The organism is Streptomyces sp. SKN60, assembly GCF_026236535.1.
GTDB lineage: Bacteria > Actinomycetota > Actinomycetes > Streptomycetales > Streptomycetaceae > Streptomyces.
On record NZ_JAHTMW010000024.1, the window covers coordinates 54,905 to 80,343 of the forward strand.

The following is a 25,439-nucleotide window of genomic DNA, read 5'->3' on the forward strand; positions in this document are numbered from 1 at the left end:
ACGCGGATGACCACCGTCGCGATCAGACCCGCCGAGACCGAGTCCCCCGCCGAAGCCGCCGCCCTCGCCGCCGCGTTGCTGCGCAACCGGGCGTACATGCGGCCCTGGGAGCCGCGCCGGGAGGAGGCGTACTACACGCCCGGCGCGCAGGTGGCGCGGCTCGCGGACGGCGCGCGGCGCTGGTTCGCCGTGGACGGGGAGACCCTGGTCGGCGGCATCACGCTGACCGGGATCGTCCTCGGGCCGTTCCGCAGCGGCTCGGTCGGCTACTGGGTGGACGAGGCGTACGCGGGGCACGGCCTGGCCACCGCGCTGGTACGGGAGGCGTGCCGGGCGGCCGCCGAGGAGCTCGGGCTGCACCGGGTCGAGGCGAGCACCCTGCTCCACAACCACGCCTCGCAGCGCGTCCTCGCCAAGTGCGGCTTCGAGCGGGTCGGCACCGCGCCCCGCTATCTGCACATCGACGGCGACTGGCGCGACCACCACCTCTTCCAGCGGATCCTGCACGACGACCCGCCGGCCGGCTTCGGGGCCGACACCGGTCCGGATGCCTAGCCGTTCGCGCGCAGCATCGGGGTGTGGGCGTGGGACTTCTCGGGTCCCGGCCGGAACAGCATGATGATCAGGCGGGAGCCGGGCGCGGTGAGCGGCTGGGCGGCGCAGATCGTGACATGGCCGGGGCCCAGGAGGGCGTGGCGCAGCGGGCGTTCGGCGCCGTCGGGGTGGAGGTGCGCGCCGCCCGCCTCCCACAGCCGGCCGAGGAAGGCGTCGGCGCGGACCTCCCGCTCGATCTGCCGCAGCGTCGGGTCCTCCGGGCGCGCGGCGAGCGCGGCGCGCAGCTGGGGGAGGACCGGCGGCGCCCACACGGTGTGCCAGTCGATCAGGCTCTGCTCGCGGGCGCTCTCGTCGAAGAGCATCCAGCGCATGGTGTTCGCGGGGGCCCGGCCGCCCGGGTACAGCTCGGCGAAGCGCCGGTTGTGGGCGAGGACGTTCCAGGAGGCGTCGCTGACGTACGCCATGTGCCCGATGCCGTCGACGGCCTCCTGCCACGCCCCGGGGAGCTCCAGGCCGGAGGAGGGGTTGAGCGGCCCCGGCGGGTCGCCGATGCCCGCGTACCGGCAGAGCATCACCCACTCGCGCTCGTCGAGGCCGAAGAGGCGCCCTATCTGGCGCAGGTAGTCGGCGGGCGGGTTGGGGTACCGCCCGGTCTCCAGGCGGTTGTACGTGTCGACCGCCCGGCAGGTGAGCTCGTCGACCTGCTGCTGGGCGAGGCCGCGGGCCCGCCGGCCGCGCCCGGTGGGCCGGGAGAGGCCGTGCGTCTCGGGGTCGATCAGTTCACGGCGCTCCTTGAGGAGGGCGCGCAGCGCTGTCTTGTTCACGTCACTTTCACCGGCCCTCCGAATTGTCCGCACGCGAATTGTTAGAAAAAACAGTCTGTAGATAATAGACGTTTCAACATTCATGCTGTGGGTGCCCCCGTGCTGAACGCCCGCTTTGCGGCGCTGACCTGCGGGGACACCACCGAACCACCGGATGGCCCTCCCCCGAGGCCTCCGGTTCCGGTCGGCCCGGGCGGCTCCCCCGTACGCCCGGGCCGACTGCTTTCCGCCACCGGTTCCGCCCTCTGGTCACCCGCGTGCTCCCGGAGCACTCTGGTCGAGCCGGATGAGGAGCGTTCCGACCCGAAGGGTGGCAGGGACATGCCAGGGCGATTCGAGGCCGGGCGGGTGTGTCTCGAGCTCGCCGACGAGGCGCTCGACCGGGTCGAGGGGCTCGTCGTCTTCCTGCGCGGCGCCGGGGTCGTGCCCGCCGGGGCGCGGCTCGCGGGGGTGGACCGGCGGTGGCTCGGGCCGTTCCGCGAGTTGCGGGACTGCATCGCCGAGCTGGTCGGCGCCCAGCTCGCCGGGCGCCCCGCCCGGCCCGCCGCCCTGGAGCTGCTCAACGCGCTCGCCGCCGCCGCGCCGCCCGCGCCCCGGGCCGTACGGACCCGCTCCGGGCTGCTCGTACGCACCCTCGGCGGCGAACCCGACTGCCGGGCCCTGCTCGCCGCCGTCGCCCGCGACGCCGTCGAACTCCTCACCGACCCGGCCACCCGCGCCCTGCTCCGCCGCTGCGAGGGACCGGGCTGCCGGCGCTGCTATCTGGACACCTCCCGGGGCCGCCGCCGGCGCTGGTGCTCCAGCGAGGAGTGCGGCAACCGGGCCCGCGTCGCCCGCCACCGCGCGGCGCACCCCCGGGCCGGCCTTTCCGGCCCCGACCCGAAGGACACGGCCCAGGCCTGACATATCGCCTTCCGGTGGCGTACGCTCGACGGCTGCCCAGTGCACGTCAGAAGGGGGCCCGGGTGGCCGCGCAGGAAGCCGTCGACACGGTCAGAGACCGTGAGATCGGTGTCGAACAGGAACATCTGGATCAGGTCTACCGCCGCCTGGAGGAGAAGATCCACGAGGCGGAGTTCCTGGTGCACGACGCCGCCCAGAAGGGCCACGTCGGAACGCCCGGCGCACTCGCCGAGCGCGACGCCCAGGTCTTCCGGGCCGGCGTCCACCTCAACCGGCTCAACAACGAGTTCGAGGACTTCCTCTTCGGCCGGATCGACCTGCTCTACGGCAAGGACGGCAAGAAGGGCCCCGACGGCGCCTACACCTCCGTCGAACCCGCCGAGGACGCCATCCGGACCGACGGCGCCCAGCAGTACGCCGACATCGGCGAGACCCTGCACATCGGCCGCATCGGCGTCCTCGACGCCGACTACGCCCCCCTGGTCATCGACTGGCGCGCCCCGGCCGCCGCCCCGTTCTACCGCTCCACCCCGGTCGACCCCGGCCGGGTGGTGCGCCGCCGCGTCATCCGCTCCAAGGGCCGCAAGGTCCTCGGCGTCGAGGACGACCTGATGCGCCCCGAGCTCAAGGCCACCCTCGACGGCCAGGAGCTCCCGGTCATCGGCGACGGCGCCCTGATGGCCGCGCTCGGCCAGGCCCGCGGCCACACCATGCGCGACATCGTCGCCTCCATCCAGGCCGAGCAGGACCTGGTCATCCGGGCCCCCGCCGCCTCCGTCACGTACGTCGAGGGCGGCCCCGGCACCGGCAAGACCGCCGTCGCCCTGCACCGCGCCGCCTACCTGCTCTACCAGGACCGGCGCCGCTACTCCGGCGGCATCCTCATCGTCTCGCCGACCCCGCTGCTCGTCTCGTACACCGAGGGCGTGCTGCCCTCGCTCGGCGAGGAGGGCCAGGTCGCCATCCGCGCCCTCGGCTCGCTGGTCGACGGCGTCGAGGCCGACGCGTACGACGAGCCCGCCGTCGCCCGGGTCAAGGGCTCCTCCCGGATGCTCGCCGTGCTCCGCAAGGCCGCCCGCGGCGCCCTGGAGACCCCCGTGCCCAAGGCGCAGCTCGCGTTCGGCGACGAGGACGAGGAGCGCGGCGAGGGCAAGGGCCCCGCCGGCACCCCGACCCTGCTCCGGGTCGTCGCCTTCGGCCGGCGCCTCGAACTCGGCGCCGACGAGCTCCGCCGGATCCGGCAGAACGTGCTCTCCGGCACCGCCCCCGTCAACCTGCTCCGCCCCCGCGCCCGCCGGCTGCTCCTCGACGCCCTGTACGCGAAGTCCGGCGCCGCCGGCCGGCACAGCGACCCCGAGCTCGCCGCCGAGCTGCGCTCCTCCTTCGACGAGGACGTGTCCACCGAGGACTCCTTCCTCGGCTTCCTGGACGCCTGGTGGCCCGAGCTCACCCCGCGCGGGGTCCTCGACGCCATGGCCGACGAGCGGCGGCTCGGCCGCTGGGCCCGCCGCGTCCTCAACCCCGGCGAGGTCCGCCGGCTGGCCCGCTCGCTGCGCCGCCCCGGCCTGTCCGTGCACGACGTGGCGCTCCTCGACGAGCTGGCCACCCTGCTCGGTGCCCCGGCCAAGCCGCGCAAGAAGCGCGAGTACGACCCGCTGGACCAGCTCACCGGCCTGGAGGAGCTGATGCCGGTACGGGAGGAGACCCAGCGCGAGCGGGCCGAGCGGCTCGCCGCCGAGCGCACCGAGTACGCCCACGTCATCGTCGACGAGGCGCAGGACCTCACGCCCATGCAGTGGCGGATGGTCGGCCGGCGCGGCCGGCACGCCACCTGGACGGTCGTCGGCGACCCCGCCCAGTCCTCCTGGTCGGACCCGGACGAGGCCGCCGCGGCCCGCGACGAGGCCCTCGGCACCCGCCCCCGGCGCCGCTTCGAGCTCACCGTGAACTACCGCAACCCGGCGGAGATCGCCGAGCTCGCCGCCAAGGTGCTCGCCCTCGCCATGCCCGGCAAGGAGTCCCCGCGCGCGGTGCGCTCCACCGGCGTCGTGCCCCGCTTCGTCCCCGTGGCGGAGCGGACCGGTCTGGCCGAAACCGTACGTTTGGCTGCCGAACGGCTCCTGAGCGAGGTCGAAGGAACGGTCGGCGTGGTCGTCGCCATGGACCGGCGCGCCGAGGCCGCCCGCTGGCTCGACGGCCTCGGCGACCGGGTGGTGGCGCTCGGCTCCCTGGAGGCGAAGGGCCTGGAGTACGACGCCACGGTGGTGGTCTCACCGGCGGAGATCGCCGACGAGTCGCCGGCCGGACTGCGCGTCCTGTACGTGGCGCTGACCCGCTCCACGCAGGCGCTGACCGTGGTCTCGGGCGAGCGCGACCTGCCGGACGAGGACGGCGTACCGGACCTGCTGAGGGACTGAGGCGGGTCGACAGGGGCCCCACCGGGACTGATTTCGCGTCAACCCGCGCCGGGGGAATCACGTTCGGGGGTGGTTTGTTAGCCTGGTCGTGGCACCGGCTCGATCCAAGCCCCCGGGCCCAACCTTCGTCCCTCAGAGGGACCACTTGCCGCGAGGCGAGCATGGCGGGTCGGTGCCATTTGATGCGTACGGGGAGGCCCCCGTCACCTTCGGGTGACGGGGGCCTCTGCCGTTGGCTCTTCTGTTTGGGCGCCGCTTCTCGTATGGTGGAAACTACTTTCCGAAAACGAAAAGACCGTATTACCTGCTACCGGCAGGTAGGTGCGACGATCGGAGGGCGCCGCCGGGCGAACCAGCCGGGGCGGCGTAGCAACGAAGCTAGGGAAAGCAGAGGAACACGGCCATGGCAACGGCGCCCAGCGTCTCGTACTCGATGACGGTCCGCCTGGAGGTGCCGGCGAGCGGCACGGCGGTCTCCCAGCTCACCACGGCCGTCGAGACCCACGGCGGCTCCGTCACCGGCCTCGACGTGACCGCTTCCGGTCACGAGAAGCTCCGCATCGACGTCACCATCGCCGCGACCTCCACCGCGCACGCCGACGAGATCGTCGAGCAGCTGCGCGGCATCGAGGGCGTCGTCCTCGGCAAGGTCTCGGACCGTACGTTCCTGATGCACCTCGGCGGCAAGATCGAGATGGCGTCCAAGCACCCCATCCGCAACCGTGACGACCTGTCCATGATCTACACCCCGGGCGTGGCCCGGGTGTGCATGGCGATCGCCGAGAACCCCGAGGACGCCCGCCGCCTCACCATCAAGCGCAACTCCGTCGCAGTCGTGACGGACGGCTCCGCCGTCCTCGGCCTCGGCAACATCGGCCCCAAGGCCGCGCTGCCCGTCATGGAGGGCAAGGCGGCCCTCTTCAAGCGCTTCGCCGGCATCGACGCCTGGCCGATCTGCCTGGACACCCAGGACACCGACGCGATCGTCGAGATCGTCAAGGCCATCGCCCCCGGCTTCGCGGGCATCAACCTGGAGGACATCTCCGCGCCCCGCTGCTTCGAGATCGAGGCCCGGCTGCGCGAGGCCCTGGACATCCCGGTCTTCCACGACGACCAGCACGGCACCGCCATCGTGGTGCTCGCCTCGCTGACCAACGCCCTGCGCGTGGTCGGCAAGGGCATCGGGGACGTACGGGTCGTCATGTCCGGTGCCGGCGCCGCCGGTACGGCCATCCTGAAGCTGCTCATCGCCGCCGGCGTGAAGCACGCCGTGGTCGCCGACATCCACGGCGTCGTGCACGCGGGCCGCGAGGACCTGGTCGACGCCAAGCCCGGCACGCCGCTGCGCTGGATCGCCGACAACACCAACCCGGAGGGCGTCACCGGCACCCTCAAGGAGGCCGTCGTCGGCGCCGACGTCTTCATCGGCGTCTCCGCCCCGAACGTGCTCGGCGGCGAGGACGTGGCCAAGATGGCGGACGGCGCGATCGTGTTCGCGCTCGCGAACCCGGACCCCGAGGTGGACCCGGCGATCGCCCGCCAGACGGCCGCCGTCGTGGCCACCGGCCGCTCGGACTTCCCCAACCAGATCAACAACGTGCTGGTCTTCCCGGGTGTCTTCCGCGGTCTGCTCGACGCGCAGTCCCGGACGGTGAACACGGACATGATGCTGGCCGCCGCCAGCGCCCTGGCCGACGTCGTCACCGAGGACGAGCTCAACCCGAACTACATCATTCCCTCGGTCTTCAACGACAAGGTCGCGGGAGCGGTGGCCGGAGCCGTGCGCACCGCGGCGAAGGCGGCGGGCGCGGGCGCCGAGAACGGCGTCTGACGGACCGGCGGCAGCGGCGCCGGTGAACCGGGCGGGGGTGCGCGTGTCGTGCGGCGCCGCGCCCCAAACCCGCCTTTAGGGTGGTAGTCCGGCTCCGCATTGTCCGCGCGGAGTCGACGCTACGTCACCACCGAGGGGCACTGGCGCTTTTCGTGTGACCCCAGGGGGTGCCGGATTGGCGTTCCCGCCGCTGGTGGGGGCAGGATGCGGTCTGGGCGCGAGGGTCTGTCACCAGACCCGGGTCCGGGCACTGTCCGAGGGCCCTGGCAGCATCGGCTTCGCAGTGCCCGACATGCGGCTCATGGCCGCGTGGCCCGCCTCACAGGCAACCCGCCTCACAGGCAAGAAGAAATACGGGAGTAACGAAATGAACCGCAGTGAGCTGGTGGCCGCCCTGGCCGACCGCGCCGAGGTGACCCGCAAGGACGCCGACGCCGTGCTGGCCGCCTTCGCCGAGATCACCGGTGAGATCGTCGCCAAGGGCGACGAGAAGGTCACCATCCCCGGCTTCCTGACCTTCGAGCGCACCCACCGTGCCGCTCGCACCGCGCGCAACCCGCAGACCGGCGACCCGATCAACATCCCCGCCGGCTTCAGCGTGAAGGTCTCCGCGGGCTCGAAGCTCAAGGAAGCCGCCAAGGGCAAGTAAGTCGCCTGCAGGCAGCGCGCCAGGAGGCCGTACGACGGCCTGAGGCAAGCGGAGAGGGCGGTCACCCTGTCAGGGGGTGGCCGCCCTCTCGTATGCCCTCTGGGGCCCCCTCAGGGCCCGTAGGGGCCCGTACGGGGTGGACCCGTACGGGGTGGAAGTCCTGCTAGACCAGCGCGCTGCCCGGCAGCTCGACCTTCGCGCCCAGCTCCACGAGCTTCTCCATGAAGTTCTCGTAGCCGCGGTTGATCAGGTCGATGCCGTGGACGCGGCTGGTGCCCTGCGCCGCGAGGGCGGCGATCAGGTACGAGAAGCCGCCGCGCAGGTCGGGGATGACGAGGTCGGCGCCCTGGAGCCTGGTCGGGCCGCTGACGACCGCCGAGTGCAGGAAGTTGCGCTGCCCGAAGCGGCAGTCCGAGCCGCCCAGGCACTCGCGGTACAGCTGGATGTGGGCACCCATCTGGTTCAGCGCCGAGGTGAAGCCGAGCCGCGACTCGTACACCGTCTCGTGCACGATCGACAGGCCCGACGCCTGCGTCAGGGCCACGACCAGCGGCTGCTGCCAGTCGGTCTGGAAGCCGGGGTGCACGTCCGTCTCCAGCGCGATCGCGTTGAGCGAGCCGCCCGGGTGCCAGAAGCGGATGCCCTCGTCGTCGATCTCGAAGGCGCCGCCGACCTTCCGGTACGTGTTGAGGAAGGTCATCATCGAGCGCTGCTGCGCGCCGCGCACATAGATGTCGCCCTCGGTCGCCAGCGCCGCCGACGCCCAGGACGCCGCCTCCAGGCGGTCGGAGAGGGCGTGGTGGTTGTAGCCGCCGAGCTTGTCGACACCGGTGATCCGGATGGTCCGGTCGGTGTCCATGGCGATGATCGCGCCCATCTTCTGCAGCACGCAGATGAGGTCCTCGATCTCCGGCTCCACGGCCGCGTTGGACAGCTCGGTGACGCCCTCCGCGAGCACGGCGGTGAGCAGCACCTGCTCGGTCGCGCCGACGGAGGGGTACGGGAGGGCGATCTTGGTGCCGCGCAGCCGCTGCGGGGCCTCCAGGTACTGGCCGTCGTCGCGCTTCTCGATCGTCGCGCCGAACTTGCGGAGCACGTCGAAGTGGAAGTCGATCGGCCGGCCGCCGATGTCGCAGCCGCCGAGGCCCGGGATGAAGGCGTGCCCGAGGCGGTGCAGCAGCGGGCCGCAGAAGAGGATCGGGATCCGGGAGGAACCGGCGTGGGCATCGATGTCGGCCACGTTGGCGGACTCGACGTGGGTCGGGTCGAGGATCAGCTCGCCCGGCTCCTCGCCGGGGCGGACCGTCACACCATGCAGCTGGAGCAGCCCGCGGACCACGCGGACGTCACGGATGTCGGGCACGTTGCGCAGGCGGCTCGGCTCGCTGCCGAGCAGGGCGGCGACCATCGCCTTGGGCACGAGGTTCTTCGCGCCGCGGACGCGGATCTCGCCCTCCAGCGGGGTTCCGCCGTGGACAAGCAGGACATCGTCTGTGCCGGTCATGAATCTCGCGTTCCGGATCGTCGGTCGGGACGGCCGTCAGGTAGGCCAGAGAAAAGGGTAAGGGGCGATCAGACCCCGATTGTGTGGCCGAGGGGGCCCCGTGAATGTAATGAATTCGGCACAACACCCTCCGTCCCCGTGATCTTGCGGAGCGTCACCGTCCGCTTCTTCCCGTTCCTCCGTCCGCCGCTCCCGCCGGCTCCCCGGCTGACCTGCGATGGCGCCCGCCTACCCCGGACCCGTCCGGACAACCCCCGCGAACGCCGAAAGTGCGGAATCATGTGTCGCATGACCGAGGTGTCCTCGCTCACAGGCCGGCTGCTCGTCGCCACTCCCGCGCTGGCGGACCCCAATTTCGACCGCGCGGTGGTCCTCCTGCTCGACCACGACGACGAGGGCTCCCTCGGCGTGGTCCTCAACCGCCCGACCCCGGTGACCGTCGGCGACATCCTCGCCCCTTGGGCCGCGCTGGCCGGCGAGCCCGGCGTCGTCTTCCAGGGCGGCCCGGTCTCCCTCGACGCCGCGCTCGGCATCGCCGTCATCCCCGGCGACGAGGGCCCGCTCGGCTGGCGCCGGGTGTACGGGGCGATCGGCCTGGTCGACCTGGAGACCCCGCCCGAACTCCTCGGCCCCGCCATCGGCGCCCTGCGGATCTTCGCCGGCTACGCGGGCTGGGGCCCCGGTCAGCTGGAGGGCGAGCTGCGCGACGGCGCCTGGTACGTCGTCGAGTCCGAGCCCGGCGACGTCTCCTCCCCGCGCCCCGACACCCTCTGGCGCCAGGTGCTCCGCCGCCAGCGCGGCGAGCTCGCGATGGTGGCGACGTACCCAGACGACCCGTCGCTGAACTGAGTCGTACGAGCGATCGAATCCTCACTCGTTTCGGCACGCCTGGGTGAATGTGGTTCTGATGTGCGAACCGCTCGCTAGCGTGGCCGGCGATGAAGCTGACTGTGCAGGTGAAGCTGAAGCCGACGCCCGAGCAGGCGGAGGCCCTGCTGGCGACCCTGCATGCGTGCAATGAGGCCGCTTCTTGGGTGGCGAAGATTGCTTTCGAGGAGGGGGAGTTCAACAACTTCGCCCTGCGTAAGCGCGTGTATGGCCAGGTGAAAGGCCGTTGGGCTCTGGGCGCCCAGGCAGCCCAGCATGTCATCAAGAAGACGTGCGACGCCTACGCCACCTTGAGGGCGAGTCTGAGGGCGGGCAGGTATGGCGCGCCGGGAACGGTGCGGAATCGCCGGGCTTCGGAGAAGCCTGTCGTCTTTCGCCCCGAGGGAGCGCAGCCGTTCGACGACCGGATGCTGTCCTGGCAGTGGGACGCGGGAACCGTGTCCCTGTGGACGGTACGCGGGCGTCTCAAGGCTGTTTGTTTCGCCGCAGGCGACGAGCAACTGCGCGTGCTTGCTCTCCATAGACGTGGTGAGTCGGACCTGGTGTGCAGAGACGGCATGTGGTTCCTTATCGCCACGTGTGAGGTCCCGCAGGCCGAGCCGACTGTCGCACCTGTGGACTTCCTGGGAGTGGATCTCGGGATTGTGAACATCGCCACCACCTCGGACGGCGAGATCATGGCGGGGCGGGGCCTTAATCGACTGCGAAGGCGGGAGCAGCGGTTGCGGCGGAAGCTCCGCGAGAAGAACACCAGGTCCGCCAAGCGTCGCCTGCGGAGAAGGCGTCGCAAAGAAGCGCGGCGGTCGAGGGATGTCAATCACAAGATCGCGAAGAGGATTGTGGCCGAGGCTGAACGCACCGGTCGTGGGATCGCCCTGGAAGACCTGACGGGCATCCGCGAGCGGGTACGGCTTCGCAAGCCCCAACGGGCCATGATTCACATGTGGAGCTTCGCGCAACTGGGCGGATTCATCGCCTACAAGGCGCGGAGGGTCGGGGTCCCGGTCGTGTACGTCGATCCGTCGTATACCTCCCGTACCTGCGCCGAATGCGGTCACATCGACAAGGCGAACCGGGCCTCGCAGGCCCGGTTCGTGTGCCGGTCCTGCGGGTTCGTTGATCATGCAGACCGGAACGGCTCCCGGAACATCCGCGCACGTGCGCGGATGTTCCGGCGAAGCGGGGCCCCATCGACGGCCCCTGCCCCCGCGAGGCCGCGGGTGGCTGGACGCGGACCGTGTGTCGCACCTGTCGGCGCCGGTCGTGCAAGCCCTGTCGCCGCGACGGCGGGCGGTTGATTACCCTTGGGTCCCATGAGCACTCTCGAGCCCGAGCGCGGGGCAGGTACGGGAACCCTCGTCGAGCCGACGCCGCAGGTGTCCCACGGTGACGGCGACCACGAGCGCTACGCCCACTACGTCCAGAAGGACAAGATCATGGCGAGTGCCCTCGACGGCACTCCCGTGGTGGCACTGTGCGGCAAGGTCTGGGTACCGGGGCGCGACCCCAAGAAGTACCCGGTGTGCCCCATGTGCAAGGAGATCTACGAGTCCATGGGCTCGGGCGGGGACAAGGACAAGGGCGGCAAGGACGGCAAGGGCGGCAAGTAGTCCTTCGGTCCTTCACCTGTCAGCTGGTCCTCGGCGTCAGCTGTCGGGGACGGCCCCCGGCGTGTGCACCTGTGTGGTGCGTGCGCCGGGGGCCGTTTCGTTTCCCAGTGGTCGAGACCTCTTGTCGGGCCGTCGGTCCGCCCCCTAACCTCACGCGTGTTGTGCAGTACGAAACGCCCGTTGCGTATGTTGCAACGCACGCCTGCTCGGAGGGGACCCGTCGTGAAGCTTCCTGCCCGCATCGCCCTGCCCGTCGCGCTGCCCGTCACGCTCCTCGCCCTCGCCGCCTGCGCCCCACAGACCTCGAACGGCGCCGCCACGACCGACGACAAGAGCGGCACCCTGCGGGTCTGGCTCTTCCAGGAGGTCGACAACAAGCCCAAGGAACAGGTCGTCGACCAGGCCGTCGCCGCCTTCGAACAGCGCCACAAGGGCACGAAGGTCGAGGTCGAGTACATCCCCGTCGACACCCGCGCCCAGCGCGTCAAGGCCGCCTTCAACGACCCGAAGTCCGCGCCCGACCTCATCGAGTACGGCAACACCGACACCGCCGGCTACGTCAAGGACGGCGGACTCGCCGACATCACCGCCGAGTTCGGCGCCTGGGCCGACGCCAAGGACACCGACCCCACCGCCAGGGCCTCCGTCACCGTCGCCGGCAAGGTCTACGGCGCCCCGCTCTTCGTCGGCGTCCGGGCGCTCTACTACCGCACCGACGTCTTCCAGGACCTCGGCCTCACCGCGCCCAAGACCCAGGACGAGCTGATCGCCACCGCGAAGAAGGTCCACAAGGCTAGGCCCGAGCTGTACGGACTCGCCGTCGGCGGCGCGTACACCTACGGGGCCATGCCCTTCATCTGGGCCAACGGCGGCGAACTCGCCACCGCCGAAGGGACGGGCGCGGGGGCGGGCGGCGCGGGGTCCTCGTACAAGGCGGCGATCAACAGCCCCGCCGCCCGCAAGGGCATCACCGCCTACACCTCCCTCTTCGGCGACGACAACTGCCCCGCCGCCAAGTGCGCACAGATGGGCGGCAACGCCACCGTCACCGCCTTCGCCTCCGGCAAGGCCGCCATGGCGATCGGCGGCGACTTCAGCCACCAGGCCGTCGAGGCCGGCGTCGTCAAGGGCAAGTACGCCGTCTTGCCGCTGCCCGGCACCACCCCCGGCTCCGTCGCCCCCGCCTTCGCCGGCGGCAACAACCTCGGCGTGCTCAGGAGCACCGGCCACCGCACCCTCGCCGTCGACCTCATGAAGGAACTCGCCGGCAAGAACACCCAGGGCAGGCTCTTCGACGCCATGGGCTTCCTGCCCACCTACACCGACGTCCGGCAGCGGGCCGCCCAGCGGGAACCCTTCGTCAAGCCCTTCATCGACACCCTCGGCGCCGGCGCCAAGTTCGTCCCCGCCTCCGCCGGCTGGGGCCAGATCGACGCCTCGCTCGTGCTGCCCACGATGTTCCAGGAGATCGTCAGCGGCCGTAAGGACGTCGCCGCCGCCTCCGACGACGCCGCGAAGAAGATGGACGCCGCCTTCGCCGCGGCGGCGCGCTGAGACGACGGGAACCGGCCGCACCCATGACCACCGCGCTCGTCACCCGTACGGCCAAGGAGGCACAGGCGCCGCCCCGGCGCACCGCCCGCCGCCGCCGCGGCGGCTCCGCCCGGACCCCTTGGACCCCCTGGCTCTATCTGCTCCCCGCCCTCGTCGTCCTCGGCGGACTCCTCGTCTACCCCGTCTACCAGCTCGGCCTGATCTCCTTCCTCGAATACACCCAGGCCCAGGTCAGCGGGGGACAGCCGACCACCTTCCAGGGCCTCGGCAACTACCAGGCGCTGTTCGGCGACCCGCAGTTCTGGCAGGTCCTGCTCGCCACCGTCCTCTTCGCCGCCGCCTGCGTCGTCACCACCCTCGCCGTCGGCTGCGCCCTCGCCGTCCTCCTCACCCGGATCCGCGCCCTGCCCCGGCTCGCCCTGCTGCTGGCCGCGCTCGGCGCCTGGGCCACCCCCGCCATCACCGGCTCCACCGTGTGGGTGTTCCTCTTCGACCCCGACTACGGGCCGGTGAACCGGGTGCTCGGGCTCGACGACTTCTCGTGGACGTACGGGCGCTACAGCGCCTTCGCGCTGGTCCTGATGGAGGTCGTCTGGTGCTCGTTCCCCTTCGTCATGGTCACCGTCTACGCGGGCATCAAGGCCGTCCCGGCCGAGGTCCTGGAGGCCGCCGCCCTCGACGGCGCCTCGCAGTGGCGCATCTGGCGCTCCGTCACGGCCCCGATGCTGCGGCCGATCCTGGTCGTCGTCACGATCCAGTCGATCATCTGGGACTTCAAGGTCTTCACGCAGATCTACGTGATGACGGGCGGCGGCGGCATCGCCGGCCAGAACCTGGTGCTCAACGTGTACGCGTACCAGAAGGCCTTCGCCTCCTCCCAGTACAGCCTCGGCTCGGCGATCGGGGTCGTGATGCTGCTGATCCTGCTGGCGGTGACGCTGGTCTACCTCCGGCTGCTGCGACGCCAGGGAGGGGACCTGTGAGCGTTTCGCGTGTGTCGCCGGTCCGTTCGCTCCTCCGCCGGCCGGGGCGGCTGGCCGCCGATGCGGCGGCGCTGCTCGTCGCCGTCGTGGTCGCCTTCCCGCTGTACTGGATGCTCCTCTCGGCCCTCAAACCGGCCGGCGAGATCCAGTCGACCTCACCCCGACCCTGGACCCTGTCCCCGTCCCTCGACTCCTTCCGCCGCGTCTTCGAGCAGCAGGAATTCGGCCGGTACTTCCTCAACTCGCTGCTCGTGGCCGGCACGGTGGTCGTCGCCTCCGCCGCCATCGCCTTCCTGGCGGCGACCGCCGTCACCCGCTTCCGCTTCCGCTTCCGGACCACGCTCCTCGTGATGTTCCTGGTCGCGCAGATGGTGCCGGTCGAGGCCCTGACCATCCCGCTCTTCTTCCTCATGCGGGACGCCGGCCTGCTCAACACCCTGGGCTCCCTGGTCCTCCCGCACCTCGCCTTCTCGCTCCCCTTCGCGATCTGGATGCTGCGCGGCTTCGTGCAGGCGGTCCCGGAGGCGCTGGAGGAACAGGCCGCCCTCGACGGCGCGAGCCGCACCCGCTTCCTGTGGCAGATCCTCTTCCCCCTGGTCCTCCCCGGTCTCGTCGCGACCAGCGTCTTCTCGTTCATCTCGACCTGGAACGACTTCCTCTTCGCGAAGTCCTTCCTCATCAGCGACACCTCGCAGTCGACCCTCCCGATGGCGCTGCTCGTCTTCTTCAAGCCGGACGAGAACGACTGGGGCGGCATCATGGCCGGCTCGACCGTGATGACGATCCCGGTGCTCGTCTTCTTCGTACTCGTACAGCGCCGCCTGGTCTCGGGCCTGGGCGGCGCGGTGAAGGACTGACGCGATGACTCACGACGACCCGTACACGGTGTTGGGCCCGGGTCCGGCCCCGGCCCAGGGCTCGGCCCTGGACCCCCGTTCGGACCCGGGTTCGGCCGCGGGCCCCGGCCCGGGCCCGAACCTGGCCCCGGGCTCGGACCAAGGTTCGGCCCCGGGCTCCGCCCCTGACCCGAACCTGGGCTCGGGCCCCGGCCCGGGTCTGGGCCCGGGCTCGGCCTCGGGTGCGGCCTTGGACCGGGATTCGGCCCTGGACCCAAGTCCGTCCCGCGCCCCGGACCTGGGGCTGATTCCCGCGCCGCTCGCCGCGGAGACGCCCGCCGGAGCGGGCGAGTTCGTCCTCGACGAGCGCACCGTCGTGGACGCCGGGCCCGGCACCGCCGGCGCGGCCCGCTGGCTGCGGGCCACGGTCGGCGCGGCGACCGGGCTGCCGCTGGCCCCCGGCCCGGCCGCCGACGGGCCGGCCGTCCGCCTCCGGATCGCCCCGGAGGCGGGTGCCGGCGGCACCGCCGAGGGCGGCCTCGCCGGCTCCGACCTCGGCTCCGCCGCCCACGCCGAAGCCGCCTCCGGCTCCACTGGCCCGGTCCCCGTCGGCCCCGGCCCTGGCCGAGGTGCCGACCCCGACCCCGGCCGAGGCACCGGCTCCGCCGGCCTCGCCACCCCCGCCCTCGGCCCCGAGGCGTACCGCCTGATCGTCGACCGCCACGGCGTCGAACTCGTCGGCGGCGGGCCCGCCGGGGTGTTCTGGGGGCTTCAGACTCTCCGTCAGATGCTTGGTGCGGCGGCCTTCCGGAAGGCGCCGCTCGACCGGGCGCGGCGCTGGGTCGTACCCGCCGCGACCGTCACCGACAGGCCCCGCTTCCCCTGGCGCGGCCTCATGCTCGACGTCGCACGCCACTTCATGCCCAAGGACGACGTCCTCCGCCAGCTCGACCTGATGGCCGCGCACAAGCTGAACGTGCTGCACCTCCACCTCACCGACGACCAGGGCTGGCGCATCGAGATCAAGCGCCATCCCCGCCTCACCGAGGTCGGCGCGTGGCGGGCGCGGAGCAAGTGGGGGCACCGGGCGTCGCCGTTGTGGGACGAGACGCCGCATGGTGGGTACTACACGCAGGACGACATCCGCGAGATCGTCGGTTATGCCGCCGACCGGCATATCTCGGTGGTCCCCGAGATCGACGTGCCCGGCCACTCGCAGGCCGCCATCGCCGCGTACCCCGAACTGGGCAACACCGACGTCATCGACACCACCGCCCTCTCCGTCTGGGACACCTGGGGGGTCAATCCGAACGTACTCGCCCCCACTGACACCGTCCTCCGCTTCTACGAGGGCGTGTTCGAGGAGGTCCTCGACCTCTTCCCGGCCGAGGTCTCGCCGTTCGTCCACATCGGCGGCGACGAGTGCCCCAAGGACCAGTGGAAGGCCTCGCCGACCGCCCAGGCCCGGATCGAGGAGCTCGGCGTCGGCGACGAGGACGGGCTGCAGGCGTGGTTCGTGCGCCACTTCGACCGCTGGCTCGCCGCCCGCGGGCGGCGGCTCATCGGGTGGGACGAGATCCTGGAGGGCGGCCTGGCGGAGGGGGCCGCCGTGTCGTCCTGGCGCGGCTACGCGGGCGGGATCACCGCCGCCGAGGCCGGTCACGACGTGGTGATGTGCCCCGAGCAGCAGGTCTACCTGGACCACCGTCAGGCGCCCGGAGAGGACGAGCCGATGCCCATCGGATACGTCCGCACCCTCGCCGACGTCTACCGCTTCGAGCCCGTCCCGCCCGGCCTCGCCCCCGACGCCGCCGCCCACGTCCTGGGAACCCAGGCCAACGTGTGGACCGAGGTCATGGCGGACCGGGCCCGCGTCGACTACCAGACCTACCCCCGCCTCGCCGCCTTCGCCGAGGTCGCCTGGTCCCGGCTGCCCGCCCCCGAGGAACGTGATCAAGCCGGTTTCGAACGCCGGATGACCGCCCACTACGCCCGCCTCGACGCCCTCGGCGTCGCCTACCGCCCGCCCACCGGCCCCCACCCCTGGCAGCGCCGCCCCGGCGTCCTCGGCCGCCCCATCGAGGGGCCGCCCCCGAACGTGTGAGTACGCGTGTGAGGTACCTATCGTCCCGGGGTCACCCAAGAGCGGCAAAAGGGAAGTTACCGTCGCTCGTGGGACGCCCCCGAACCTCCCCGGCGGAACGGTCCTTCGCGGACCCTCGCGACGTACGGCTCGGAAGATGTGCCAGAGTTGCCACGTCCAGGCTGTGAGCACGTACGGTACGCCCACACAGGCGCGACAGCCGGGGACGGTCGGGGATCACCGGGACACCGGGAAGGGGCAGCGGGTTGACCACGCACGCACCACAGACGGCATCACGGACGGCGCGGTCCGTGACGCTGCCCGCCTCGCTCGACGAGGCAGTGGCGGCGCTGACGGCCATGCCGGCCGCCGTTCCCGTGGCCGGCGGCACCGACCTGATGGCCGCCGTCAACCGAGGACAGCTGCGCCCCGCCGGCCTGGTCGGACTGAGCCGGATCAACGAGATCCGCGGCTGGCAGTACCAGGACGGTCACGCCCTGCTCGGCGCCGGTCTCACCCACGCCCGGATGGGCCGCCCCGACTTCGCGGCCCTGATCCCCGCCCTGGCCGCCGCCTCCCGCGTCGCCGGCCCCCCGCAGATCCGCAACGCCGGCACCCTCGGCGGCAACATCGTCTCCGCCGCGCCCACCGGCGACTCGCTGCCGGTGCTCGCCGCCCTGGAGGCCGAGCTCGTCGTCGTCGGCCCGCTCGGCACCCGCGAGCTGCCCGTCAGCCACCTCCTCGCGGGCCGCGACCTGCTGGCCCCCGGCGAGCTGGTGGCCTTCGTGCGGGTCCCGCTCCTGCACGCCCCCCAGGTCTTCCTCAAGGCCACCGGCCGCACCGGCCCGGCCCGCGCCACCGCCTCCGTCGCCGTCGTCCTCGATCCGGCCCGCCGCGGGGTGCGCTGCGCGGTCGGCGCGATCGCGCCGATGCCGCTGCGGCCGCTGGAGGCCGAGCAGTGGATCGCCTCCCTGGTGGACTGGGACGCGGAGCGGGGCCTGGCCCCGGAGGCGCTGACGGCGTTCGGCGAGTACGTCGCCGCCGCCTGCATTCCGGACCCGCAGGGCGACGAGCAGTTGCCCCCGGCCGTACTGCACCTGCGGCGCACGGTCGCCGCGCTGGCCCGACGGGCACTGGGGAGGGCGCTGTCGTGAGCGACGCACACAAGGGTCAGACGGGCGGCGGCTGGCAGCCGATCCCGCAGAGCGAGGGCTACGACGGCGACGCCACCGCCTTCGTCCAGATCCCGCCGGAGTTCATGCTGGAGGGCACCCCGCTGGAGGCCCCCGGCCACGGCTACGTGCCCCCGCCGATGATCGTCCCGCTCACGCCCGTCGCGGCGGAGCAGGGGTACGAGTACGAGGCCGCGCAGGCCTATGAGGCCGGGCAGGGGTACGAGGACGGGCAGGCTTACGAGGACGGGCAGGGGTACGGGGCCGGGGCGGCCGGGTACGCCGACGACGCCGCGTACGACGCCGCGCCCGACCCCGGGGCCACCGGCCAGTGGACCATCCCGACGATCGAGGACGGGGCGGACGCCCTGGACGACTCGGGCGAGTACACCGCCTCCCGCCTCACGCAGTACACGAGCAGCGCCTCCGCGACCCTGCCGGGCGGCGCGCCCGCGCCGTGGGCGGACGCGTTCACGGAGCCGGAGGTTCAGGAGCCGGAGGTCCAGCAGCCCGAGGTCCAGGAGCCCGAGGCGCTGGACGCGGCCGAGCCCGACCTCGTGACGGAGGCGGAGCCGCAGGCCGAGGCGGAGCCCGTACGGGAGCGTGAGCCCGACCCCGTACCCGTACCCGTACCGGAAGAGCTTCTGCCGCCCACCGACAGCTCGGCGGACAGCGACGAGCACCCCACCACCTCGTACGCGCTGCGCGTGAACGGTGTGGACCGGCCGGTGACGGACTCGTGGATCGGCGAGTCGCTGCTCTACGTGCTGCGCGAGCGGCTCGGGCTCGCCGGCGCCAAGGACGGCTGCTCGCAGGGCGAGTGCGGCGCGTGCAACGTCCAGGTGGACGGCCGGCTCGTGGCCTCCTGCCTGGTGCCGGCGGCGACCGCGGCGGGTTCCGAGGTGCGTACGGTCGAGGGCCTCGCGGTCGACGGCGAGCCGTCCGACGTGCAGCGGGCGCTCGCCAAGTGCGGGGTGCAGTGCGGCTTCTGCATCCCCGGCATGGCCATGACCGTGCACGACCTGCTCGAAGGCAACCACGCGCCCACCGAGCTGGAGACCCGGCAGGCGCTGTGCGGCAACCTGTGCCGCTGCTCCGGCTACCGCGGTGTCCTGGACGCTGTGAACGAGATCGTCGCCGGGCGCGGCCCGGCGTCCGGTTCCGGCGCCGGTTCCGGCGACGGTATCGATCCCGCGGCCCGTATCCCGCACCAGATCCCCCACCCGCACGACGGAGGCACGGCGTGAGCAGCGACCCGACGACCACGGAGCCCGAGGGCCTCGGCCTGGGTCTCGGCGTCTCGCTCCCGCAGGCCGACGCGCGGGCGAAGACCGAGGGCACCTTCCCGTACGCCTCCGACCTGTGGGCCGAGGGCCTGCTGTGGGCGGCCGTCCTGCGCTCCCCGCACCCGCACGCCCGGATCGTGTCGGTCGACACCTCGGCGGCCGTCGAGATGCCCGGCGTGCGGGCCGTGGTCACCCACGCCGACGTGCCGGGCGCCGCGACGTACGGCCGGCAGGTCGCCGACCGTCCCGTCTTCGCCTCCGACCTGGTCCGCCACCACGGCGAGGCGATCGCCGCCGTGGCCGCCGACCACCCGGACACGGCGCGGCTCGCGGCCGCCGCCATCGCGGTCGAGTACGAGGTCCTGGAGCCGGTCACCGACCCGGAGAAGGCGTTCGCGGCCGAGCCGCTGCACCCCGACGGGAACCTGATCCGGCACATCCCGCTGAGCTTCGGCGACCCGGAGGCGACCGGCGAGATCGTCGTCGAGGGCCTGTACCGGATCGGCCGGCAGGACACCGCCCCGATCGGCGCCGAGGCCGGGCTCGCCGTGCCGCGCCCCGACGGCGGTGTGGAGATCTACACGGCGTCGACCGACCCGCACACCGACCGCGACCTGGCCGCGGCCTGCTTCGGGCTCGCCCCCGAGCAGGTCAAGGTGGTCGTGACGGGCGTGCCCGGCGCCACCGGCGACCGCGACGACCCGGGCTTCCAGATCCCGCTGGGCCTGCTCGCGCTGCGCACCGGCTGCCCGGTGAAGCTCACCGCGACCCGTGAGGAGTCCTTCCTCGGCCACGCCCACCGCCACCCGACCCTGCTGCGCTACCGCCACCACGCGGACGCCGAGGGCAGGCTCGTGAAGGTGGAGGCGCAGATCCTGCTGGACGCGGGCGCGTACGCGGACTCGTCGGCGGAGTCGCTGGCCGCGGCCGTCTCCTTCGCCTGCGGTCCGTACGTCGTGCCGCACGCCTTCGTCGAGGGCTGGGCGATGCGCACCAACAACCCGCCGTCCGGCCATGTGCGGGGCGAGGGCGCGATGCAGGTGTGCGCGGCGTACGAGGCGCAGATGGACAAGCTCGCCTCCCGGATCGGCCTCGACCCGGCGGAACTGCGGATGCGCAACGTCCTGGCGACCGGCGACATCCTGCCCACCGGTCAGACGGTGACCTGCCCGGCCCCGGTGGCCGAACTCCTCGCCGCCGTACGGGACTTCCCGCTGCCCTCGCTCCCGATGGACTCCCCGGAGGAGGACTGGCTGCTGCCCGGCGGCCCGGACGGCGCGGGGGAGCCGGGCGCGGTGCGGCGCGGCGTCGGCTACGCCATCGGCATGGTGCACATGCTGGGCGCCGAGGGCACCGACGAGGTGTCGACGGCGACGGTACGGGTCCAGAACGGCGTCGCCACCGTCATCTGCGCGGCCGTCGACACCGGCTCCGGCTTCTCGACCCTGGCCCGCCAGATCGTGCAGGAGACCCTGGGCGTCGACGAGGTCCACGTCGCCCCGGTCGACACCGACCAGCCCCCGGCCGGCCCGGCGACCCACGGCCGGCACACCTGGGTCTCCGGCGGCGCGGTGGAGCGGGCCGCGAAGATGGTCCGCACGCAGCTGCTGCAGCCGCTGGCCCACAAGTTCGGCATGTCGGCCGAGCTGCTCCAGATCACCGACGGCAAGATCACCTCGTACGACGGCGTCCTGTCGACGACGGTCGCCGAGGCGATGGACGGCAAGGAACTCTGGGCCACCGCCCAGTGCCGCCCCCACCCCACCGAGCCCCTCGACGAGTCCGGTCAGGGCGACGCCTTCGTCGGCCTCGCCTTCTGCGCGATCCGCGCCGTCGTGGACGTCGACGTGGAGCTGGGTGCGATCCGGGTCGTGGAGATGGCCGTCGCCCAGGACGTCGGCCGCATCCTCAACCCGGCCCAGCTGACCACCCGCATCGAGGCCGGCATCACCCAGGGCGTTGGCGCGGCCCTCACCGAGAACCTCCGCACCTCCCGCGGCCTGGTCCGCCGCCCCGACCTGACGGGCTACGCCCTCCCCACCTCCCTCGACGCCCCCGACATCCGCATCGTGAAACTCATCGAGGAACGCGACGTCGTCGCCCCCTTCGGCGCCAAACCGGCCAGCGCCGTCCCCGTCGTCACCTCCCCGGCCGCCGTCGCCTCCGCCGTCCGCGCCGCCACCGGCCGCCCCGTCAACCGCCTCCCGATCCGCCCACAGGCGGCGGTGGTGACGGCCTGACGGCTCCCGGGTGCGCGACGGGGGAACCGCTTCGGGAGTGTCCTCTGTCCTAGGTCTTGCCTACAGTGAAGTCATGCATGTGTAGCGTGGGTTGACGGTTCACGGGGGAGGAGCGCCGAGCATGGAAGCCTATGTGGACGGGGGCGGCGGTGGTGCGCGAGGGTTGCGGTACCAGCCCGAGACCATGGTCAAGTTCAAGCAGGGCATCGATGAACTGATCAAAATGCTGACGGAGTCGCCGGCCGGCTCCAAGAACATGGCGGCCGACCCTGTGACACGACGGCAGTTCGGCGGTGGAGAAGCGGCCTGGACCGAGGCGCACGGGGTCTTCGACGCATACGAGACGGTGCTGAACCGGCTCGTACAGCTCTCCAGCCTGCTCGGCGACTGCCTCGAAGGCATGGGGATCGCCGTCGTCATGTCCAAGAACGGGCTTGAGCGGACGGACGACGACATCAAGAGCCGCATGCGGGAGATCGCCATCCGGGCGGAGGCGGCGGAGGCGGAAGCCCGCCGGGAAGCCGCCGCGAACGCGCACGGGAACGCGCGGAGGGGCACGCGTCCCGGTCCCGCGCTCAAGGGCGAGGCGACGCTCGACGACTGATCCGTCGAGAACGGGGAGCAGCACATGAGGATCGGGATCACAGGCGACGGAGGGGCGGAGGGATGACCGACTTCGACAGCATGTCCCACCAGGGGATGCTGAATTGGCTCGACGAGGCCAGTGGTTTTCACGTCCGTCTGGCGGCGGAACGCCTGTCGGCCGCCGCCGCGAAGATGGAAGAGATCGCCGGGCAGGTGAAGAACCGTCCAGGCCGCGTGGAATGGGACGGCTCGGCCGAGGCCGCCTTCATGAACTGGGCCGACGGTCTGGCCAACAGCACACGAGGACTCGCCGAATACAGCGAGTACGCCGCCACCCGGATGCGTGACGTGGCCGACGCCATCTCCGCGGCGCAGAGCGCCATCCCCCGCTACACCTCGAACGCGCAGGCCAAGGAGAACCTCGCGGCCGCGCAGAAGTACCACAATGACCCGGACTCGCAGACCATCGCCCGCAACGCGCGCTCCCAGATGGCTCCGGAAGGCGCGGACGCGACCGCGATCGCGGCCAAGGAGGAGGCCAACCGCCAGGCCGCGGCGGCCGAGATGAAGCGCCTGTCGGACTCGTACCAGTTCGCCGGCGCGCTGATGAAGAGCAAGCAGGCACCGACGTTCCCGCCGCCGCCGAGCGACTTCGTGCCGCCGCCCGTCGGCATCGTGCGAGACGAGGGATACCACACGACCTATTCGACGGGGCACCAGGACACCGGCACCAACACAAGCGACGGCGTCACGAGGTCCGCCACGCGTCCCGACGAAGCGCGGCCGCCGACGGACGTCGGCCAGGTGACCCCGCCGGCCGACACGCCGGGGCCGACGCGGGTGATCCGGCCGGAGGTGCCGGCGGACATGGGCATCGACAGTGTGACCACGCTGCCGCCGCCCACCACAGGGCCCGGCCCGACCCCGGTGGGGCCGCCCTCGCCCGGCAGGCCCGAAGTCGGCCCCACCCCACCGCTCACCCTTCCGGCGGGCCCCCCGCTGCCGCCGCCCCCTCTCGGCAGGGGCGGACCGACGGTGACGCCCCCGATCACCGGCAACCGCCTTCCCCTCGGGCCCGGCGGCCGGACCGGAACCGGCCCCACCAGCCCGCTGCCCCCGATCCCCCGGGACGGCATCACCGGCGGCCGTGTCGTGCCGCCCCAGGCGGGGCGCTCCGCGACCGGCATTCCGCGCTCCACGGTGATCGGCAACGAGGGGCCGGTGAACCAGCGCGGGCCGCTCGGCAGGGCCACCGGGGCTCCGATGGGCCAGGGTCCGATGTCCGGAGTGCAGCAGGGCCAGAGCGGCGTCACCGGCGGCCGACGACTCGCCTCGGAGCAGGGCGGGGTGGTCGGAGGACGCCCGCAGCAGCCGGGTGCCGCCGGCGGTCGGCCCTACACGCCCGGCGGTTCCGGTCTCGTACGCGAGGGCGGTCCGGCCGGACGGCGTGGTGACACAGGGGGTCCCGCCGCGACGGGGCGCGGTGGAATCATGTCGGGCGCCACGCCCGCGGGGGTGGGGCGGCAGGACGAGAACGACCGTGAGCGTCCCGACTACCTGGTCGAGGACGAGGAGACCTGGCAGCAGGGCAGCCGGCGGGCCGCTCCGCCCGTCATCGACTGAGGCAGAGGAAACAGATGCGCACCAGCAGTGTCCGTCGGAGTCGGGGCCGTACCGCCGCATCGGCGGCCTTGGGCGTCCTGCTGGTGGGCATGGCGGCCTTCCCCGCCTATGCCGAGTCCGTTCGTTCACGGCAGTGGCACCTGGACACCTTGGGCGCCGAGGAGGTGTGGCGGATCAGCAAGGGGGAGGGCGTCACCGTCGCGGTCGTCGACACCGGCGTGGACGAGAACCATCCCGACCTGGTCGGACGGGTTCTGGACGGCATGGACCTCGCGCCCAAGGAACGGGGCGACGAGCACACCGACTACGACGGTCACGGCACCGGCATGGCGGGCATCATTGCCGGCACCGGCAAGGGCGGCGGGGGTGACGGCGCCTTCGGACTGGCGCCCGGCACGAAGATCCTCCCGGTACGTGTTCCTCGGCCGGATCAGAGCAAGAGCCTCAAGGACTCGAACGACCAGGTCAACCGGACGGTGTCACAGGCGATCCGCTTCTCCGCGGACTCCGGCGCAAGGGTCATCAGTATCTCGCTCGGCGCAACAGAGGGTTCTCAAGAGCTCACCGACGCGGTGAAATACGCCCTCGACAAGGACGCCCTGGTCTTCGCGTCGGTGGGCAACTCCGGCGACAAGGCCAACAAAGTCGAATACCCAGGTGCCACTCCCGGTGTCGTTGGTGTCGGTGCCATCGACAAGAAGTTGATGCCACTGAAGAACTCCCAGACCGGCCCCCAGGTGGACATCGTCGCTCCCGGCGCGAAAATCCTGCACGCGTGCGGCGGCAAGACCGGGCTCTGCGACTCGACCGGCACCAGTGACGCCACGGCACTCGCCTCGGCGACGGCCGCACTCATCTGGTCCGAGCACCCGGAGTGGACCAACAACCAGGTCCTCAGGGTCATGCTCAACACCATCAAGCAACCCGCGGGCGGTGAACAGCGCAACGACAGCGTCGGCTACGGCGCCATCCGCCCCCTCCGCGCCCTCAAGACCCCGGGCGATCCCGGCCCCGCTGACGTGCGCCCGATCCCGGACCTGACGGCGGAACAGACCTCCTCCAGTTCGCCCTCGGCCGCACCGACCCCGGCCAAACCCGCTCCTGCGCCGGCCCCGCAGGCAGACGACGCCGGGGCAGGGAGCAGCACAGGGCTCTGGATCGGTCTCGGGGTCGGCGCAGCCGTGCTGCTGGGGGCTGCTGTCGCCGTGCCACTGGTGCGTTCACGACGCAGTTGATCACCGTTCCCGTACGCATAGGTGCAGCTCGGGGAAGTGCCGCGTCCAGTTGAATCGGACAGTCCAGATCGCGCTGCTGTGGGGTCACCGACGTGTCGGCGGTGGCGCGTTCTTGACGTAGAGATCCGTGTGCACCCGTGTGCGTGCGTAAACTCCGGCATGTCCGGGGGGGCGAGGCCACGCCGAGTATGGCGGCGGTCGTGTGCGCGGGGGGAATCGATGTCGTTCGAGGAAGAATGGGCCGGGCTCAAGAGGGGCGCAGCGGAACGGCAGTCCGCCACGCGGCTCAACCAGCTTCCACCCGAGAGCGGTGGGAGCGGTGCCGGCGGCGGAGACGCGGATCTCGGCGTCAACCATGACAAGCTCGGCGCGATCGGTCACGCGGCCTTCGAACTGCATGGCCGGCTCCTGAAGGACGGAGACCACGCCCGGGCGACCACCGAGCAGGCCGGGGCATCGATGAGCAGTAGCCGATTTCGTACGGGGGGTGCGATGGCGACGGTCCAGGAGACGTGGAGCTCCCAGGTGAGCGCGCTGCTGGACGCCTGTGCGCACATCTCCAACCACCTGGACTACAGCGCGGCGCAGCACGCCAAGGACGACGAGGAGATCAGGACCTCTCTCGCCGTGTCCGCGATCAACACGTACTTCAAGTAGGGCG

21 protein-coding genes are annotated in these 25,439 nt (G+C 72.1%); 19 read left to right on the forward strand and 2 right to left on the reverse strand.

Translation table 11 applies throughout. From position 1 onward, the window contains the following. Positions 1-6: 6 nt before the first annotated feature. A complete protein-coding gene (locus KV205_RS30785) occupies positions 7-555 on the forward strand; it encodes a GNAT family N-acetyltransferase (protein WP_265868069.1) in 549 nt (182 codons plus the stop codon). Here the strand turns inward: KV205_RS30785 and KV205_RS30790 are convergent. Next, complete coding sequence (locus KV205_RS30790) at positions 552-1,379, reverse strand: helix-turn-helix domain-containing protein (RefSeq protein WP_265868070.1); 828 nt, start codon at positions 1,377-1,379, stop codon at positions 552-554. The two genes, KV205_RS30785 and KV205_RS30790, sit on opposite strands and share 4 nt — an antisense overlap. Positions 1,380-1,700: 321 nt before the next feature. Between KV205_RS30790 and KV205_RS30795 the strand changes: the two genes are divergently transcribed. The 4 genes from KV205_RS30795 to KV205_RS30810 all read left to right on the forward strand — a co-directional run bounded on the left by KV205_RS30795 (position 1,701) and on the right by KV205_RS30810 (position 7,179). Further along, positions 1,701-2,282, forward strand: a complete 582-nt coding sequence (locus tag KV205_RS30795; RefSeq protein WP_265868072.1) for an ABATE domain-containing protein — start codon at positions 1,701-1,703, stop codon at positions 2,280-2,282. 62 nt (positions 2,283-2,344) lie between these two features. After that, positions 2,345-4,699 carry a UvrD-helicase domain-containing protein gene (locus KV205_RS30800; RefSeq protein WP_265868074.1) on the forward strand — a complete coding sequence of 785 codons (2,355 nt, stop codon included), beginning with the start codon at positions 2,345-2,347 and terminating at the stop codon, positions 4,697-4,699. Positions 4,700-5,102: 403 nt separating this feature from the next. Further along, complete coding sequence (locus KV205_RS30805; protein ID WP_265868075.1) at positions 5,103-6,530, forward strand: NAD-dependent malic enzyme; 1,428 nt, start codon at positions 5,103-5,105, stop codon at positions 6,528-6,530. Positions 6,531-6,897: 367 nt separating this feature from the next. Next, complete coding sequence (locus KV205_RS30810) at positions 6,898-7,179, forward strand: HU family DNA-binding protein (protein ID WP_128983783.1); 282 nt, start codon at positions 6,898-6,900, stop codon at positions 7,177-7,179. A 163-nt stretch (positions 7,180-7,342) separates the two neighbouring features. Here the strand turns inward: KV205_RS30810 and murA are convergent, their stop codons facing one another. Further along, on the reverse strand, positions 7,343-8,683 hold the full coding sequence (gene murA, locus KV205_RS30815) for a UDP-N-acetylglucosamine 1-carboxyvinyltransferase (protein ID WP_265868077.1): 1,341 nt from the start codon (positions 8,681-8,683) through the stop codon (positions 7,343-7,345). Positions 8,684-8,971: 288 nt separating this feature from the next. On the opposite strand from murA, the gene KV205_RS30820 reads away from it, so the two are divergent. The 14 genes from KV205_RS30820 (at position 8,972) to KV205_RS30885 (ending at position 25,435) form a co-directional block, all read left to right on the forward strand. Continuing rightward, entirely contained in the window at positions 8,972-9,532 is a 561-nt protein-coding gene (locus tag KV205_RS30820; RefSeq protein WP_265868078.1) for a YqgE/AlgH family protein, read from the forward strand. 89 nt (positions 9,533-9,621) lie between these two features. Further along, positions 9,622-10,869, forward strand: a complete 1,248-nt coding sequence (locus tag KV205_RS30825) for a transposase (RefSeq protein WP_265868079.1) — start codon at positions 9,622-9,624, stop codon at positions 10,867-10,869. 15 nt (positions 10,870-10,884) lie between these two features. Then, positions 10,885-11,181: a DUF3039 domain-containing protein gene (locus KV205_RS30830; protein WP_265868080.1), complete on the forward strand. Its 297-nt coding sequence runs from the start codon at positions 10,885-10,887 to the stop codon at positions 11,179-11,181. Between the two features lie 222 nt (positions 11,182-11,403). After that, complete coding sequence (locus KV205_RS30835; protein ID WP_265868081.1) at positions 11,404-12,735, forward strand: extracellular solute-binding protein; 1,332 nt, start codon at positions 11,404-11,406, stop codon at positions 12,733-12,735. Positions 12,736-12,758: 23 nt separating this feature from the next. Then, entirely contained in the window at positions 12,759-13,718 is a 960-nt protein-coding gene (locus tag KV205_RS30840; RefSeq protein WP_265868082.1) for a carbohydrate ABC transporter permease, read from the forward strand. After that, on the forward strand, positions 13,715-14,575 hold the full coding sequence (locus tag KV205_RS30845; protein ID WP_265868083.1) for a carbohydrate ABC transporter permease: 861 nt from the start codon (positions 13,715-13,717) through the stop codon (positions 14,573-14,575). The genes KV205_RS30840 and KV205_RS30845 overlap by 4 nt, the downstream gene beginning before the upstream one ends. A gap of 229 nt (positions 14,576-14,804) precedes the next feature. Next, positions 14,805-16,658, forward strand: coding sequence for a beta-N-acetylhexosaminidase (locus KV205_RS30850; RefSeq protein WP_265868084.1), 1,854 nt, complete (start codon positions 14,805-14,807; stop codon positions 16,656-16,658). Positions 16,659-16,903: 245 nt separating this feature from the next. Continuing rightward, the gene (locus KV205_RS30855; protein WP_265868085.1) at positions 16,904-17,791 is read left to right on the forward strand and encodes a xanthine dehydrogenase family protein subunit M; all 888 of its coding nucleotides are present in this window, start codon (positions 16,904-16,906) and stop codon (positions 17,789-17,791) included. Further along, a complete protein-coding gene (locus KV205_RS30860) occupies positions 17,788-19,056 on the forward strand; it encodes a (2Fe-2S)-binding protein (protein ID WP_265868086.1) in 1,269 nt (422 codons plus the stop codon). Before KV205_RS30855 ends, KV205_RS30860 begins: the two co-directional genes overlap by 4 nt. Beyond that, entirely contained in the window at positions 19,053-21,335 is a 2,283-nt protein-coding gene (locus KV205_RS30865) for a molybdopterin cofactor-binding domain-containing protein (protein WP_265868087.1), read from the forward strand. Before KV205_RS30860 ends, KV205_RS30865 begins: the two co-directional genes overlap by 4 nt. A 121-nt stretch (positions 21,336-21,456) precedes the next feature. Then, positions 21,457-21,939 carry a hypothetical protein gene (locus tag KV205_RS30870; RefSeq protein WP_265868088.1) on the forward strand — a complete coding sequence of 161 codons (483 nt, stop codon included), beginning with the start codon at positions 21,457-21,459 and terminating at the stop codon, positions 21,937-21,939. 62 nt (positions 21,940-22,001) lie between these two features. Next, positions 22,002-23,543, forward strand: a complete 1,542-nt coding sequence (locus tag KV205_RS30875) for a hypothetical protein (protein WP_265868089.1) — start codon at positions 22,002-22,004, stop codon at positions 23,541-23,543. 14 nt (positions 23,544-23,557) lie between these two features. After that, a complete protein-coding gene (gene mycP / locus KV205_RS30880) occupies positions 23,558-24,778 on the forward strand; it encodes a type VII secretion-associated serine protease mycosin (protein ID WP_265868090.1) in 1,221 nt (406 codons plus the stop codon). 219 nt (positions 24,779-24,997) lie between these two features. Next, the gene (locus KV205_RS30885; protein WP_265868091.1) at positions 24,998-25,435 is read left to right on the forward strand and encodes a hypothetical protein; all 438 of its coding nucleotides are present in this window, start codon (positions 24,998-25,000) and stop codon (positions 25,433-25,435) included. Positions 25,436-25,439: the final 4 nt, after the last annotated feature.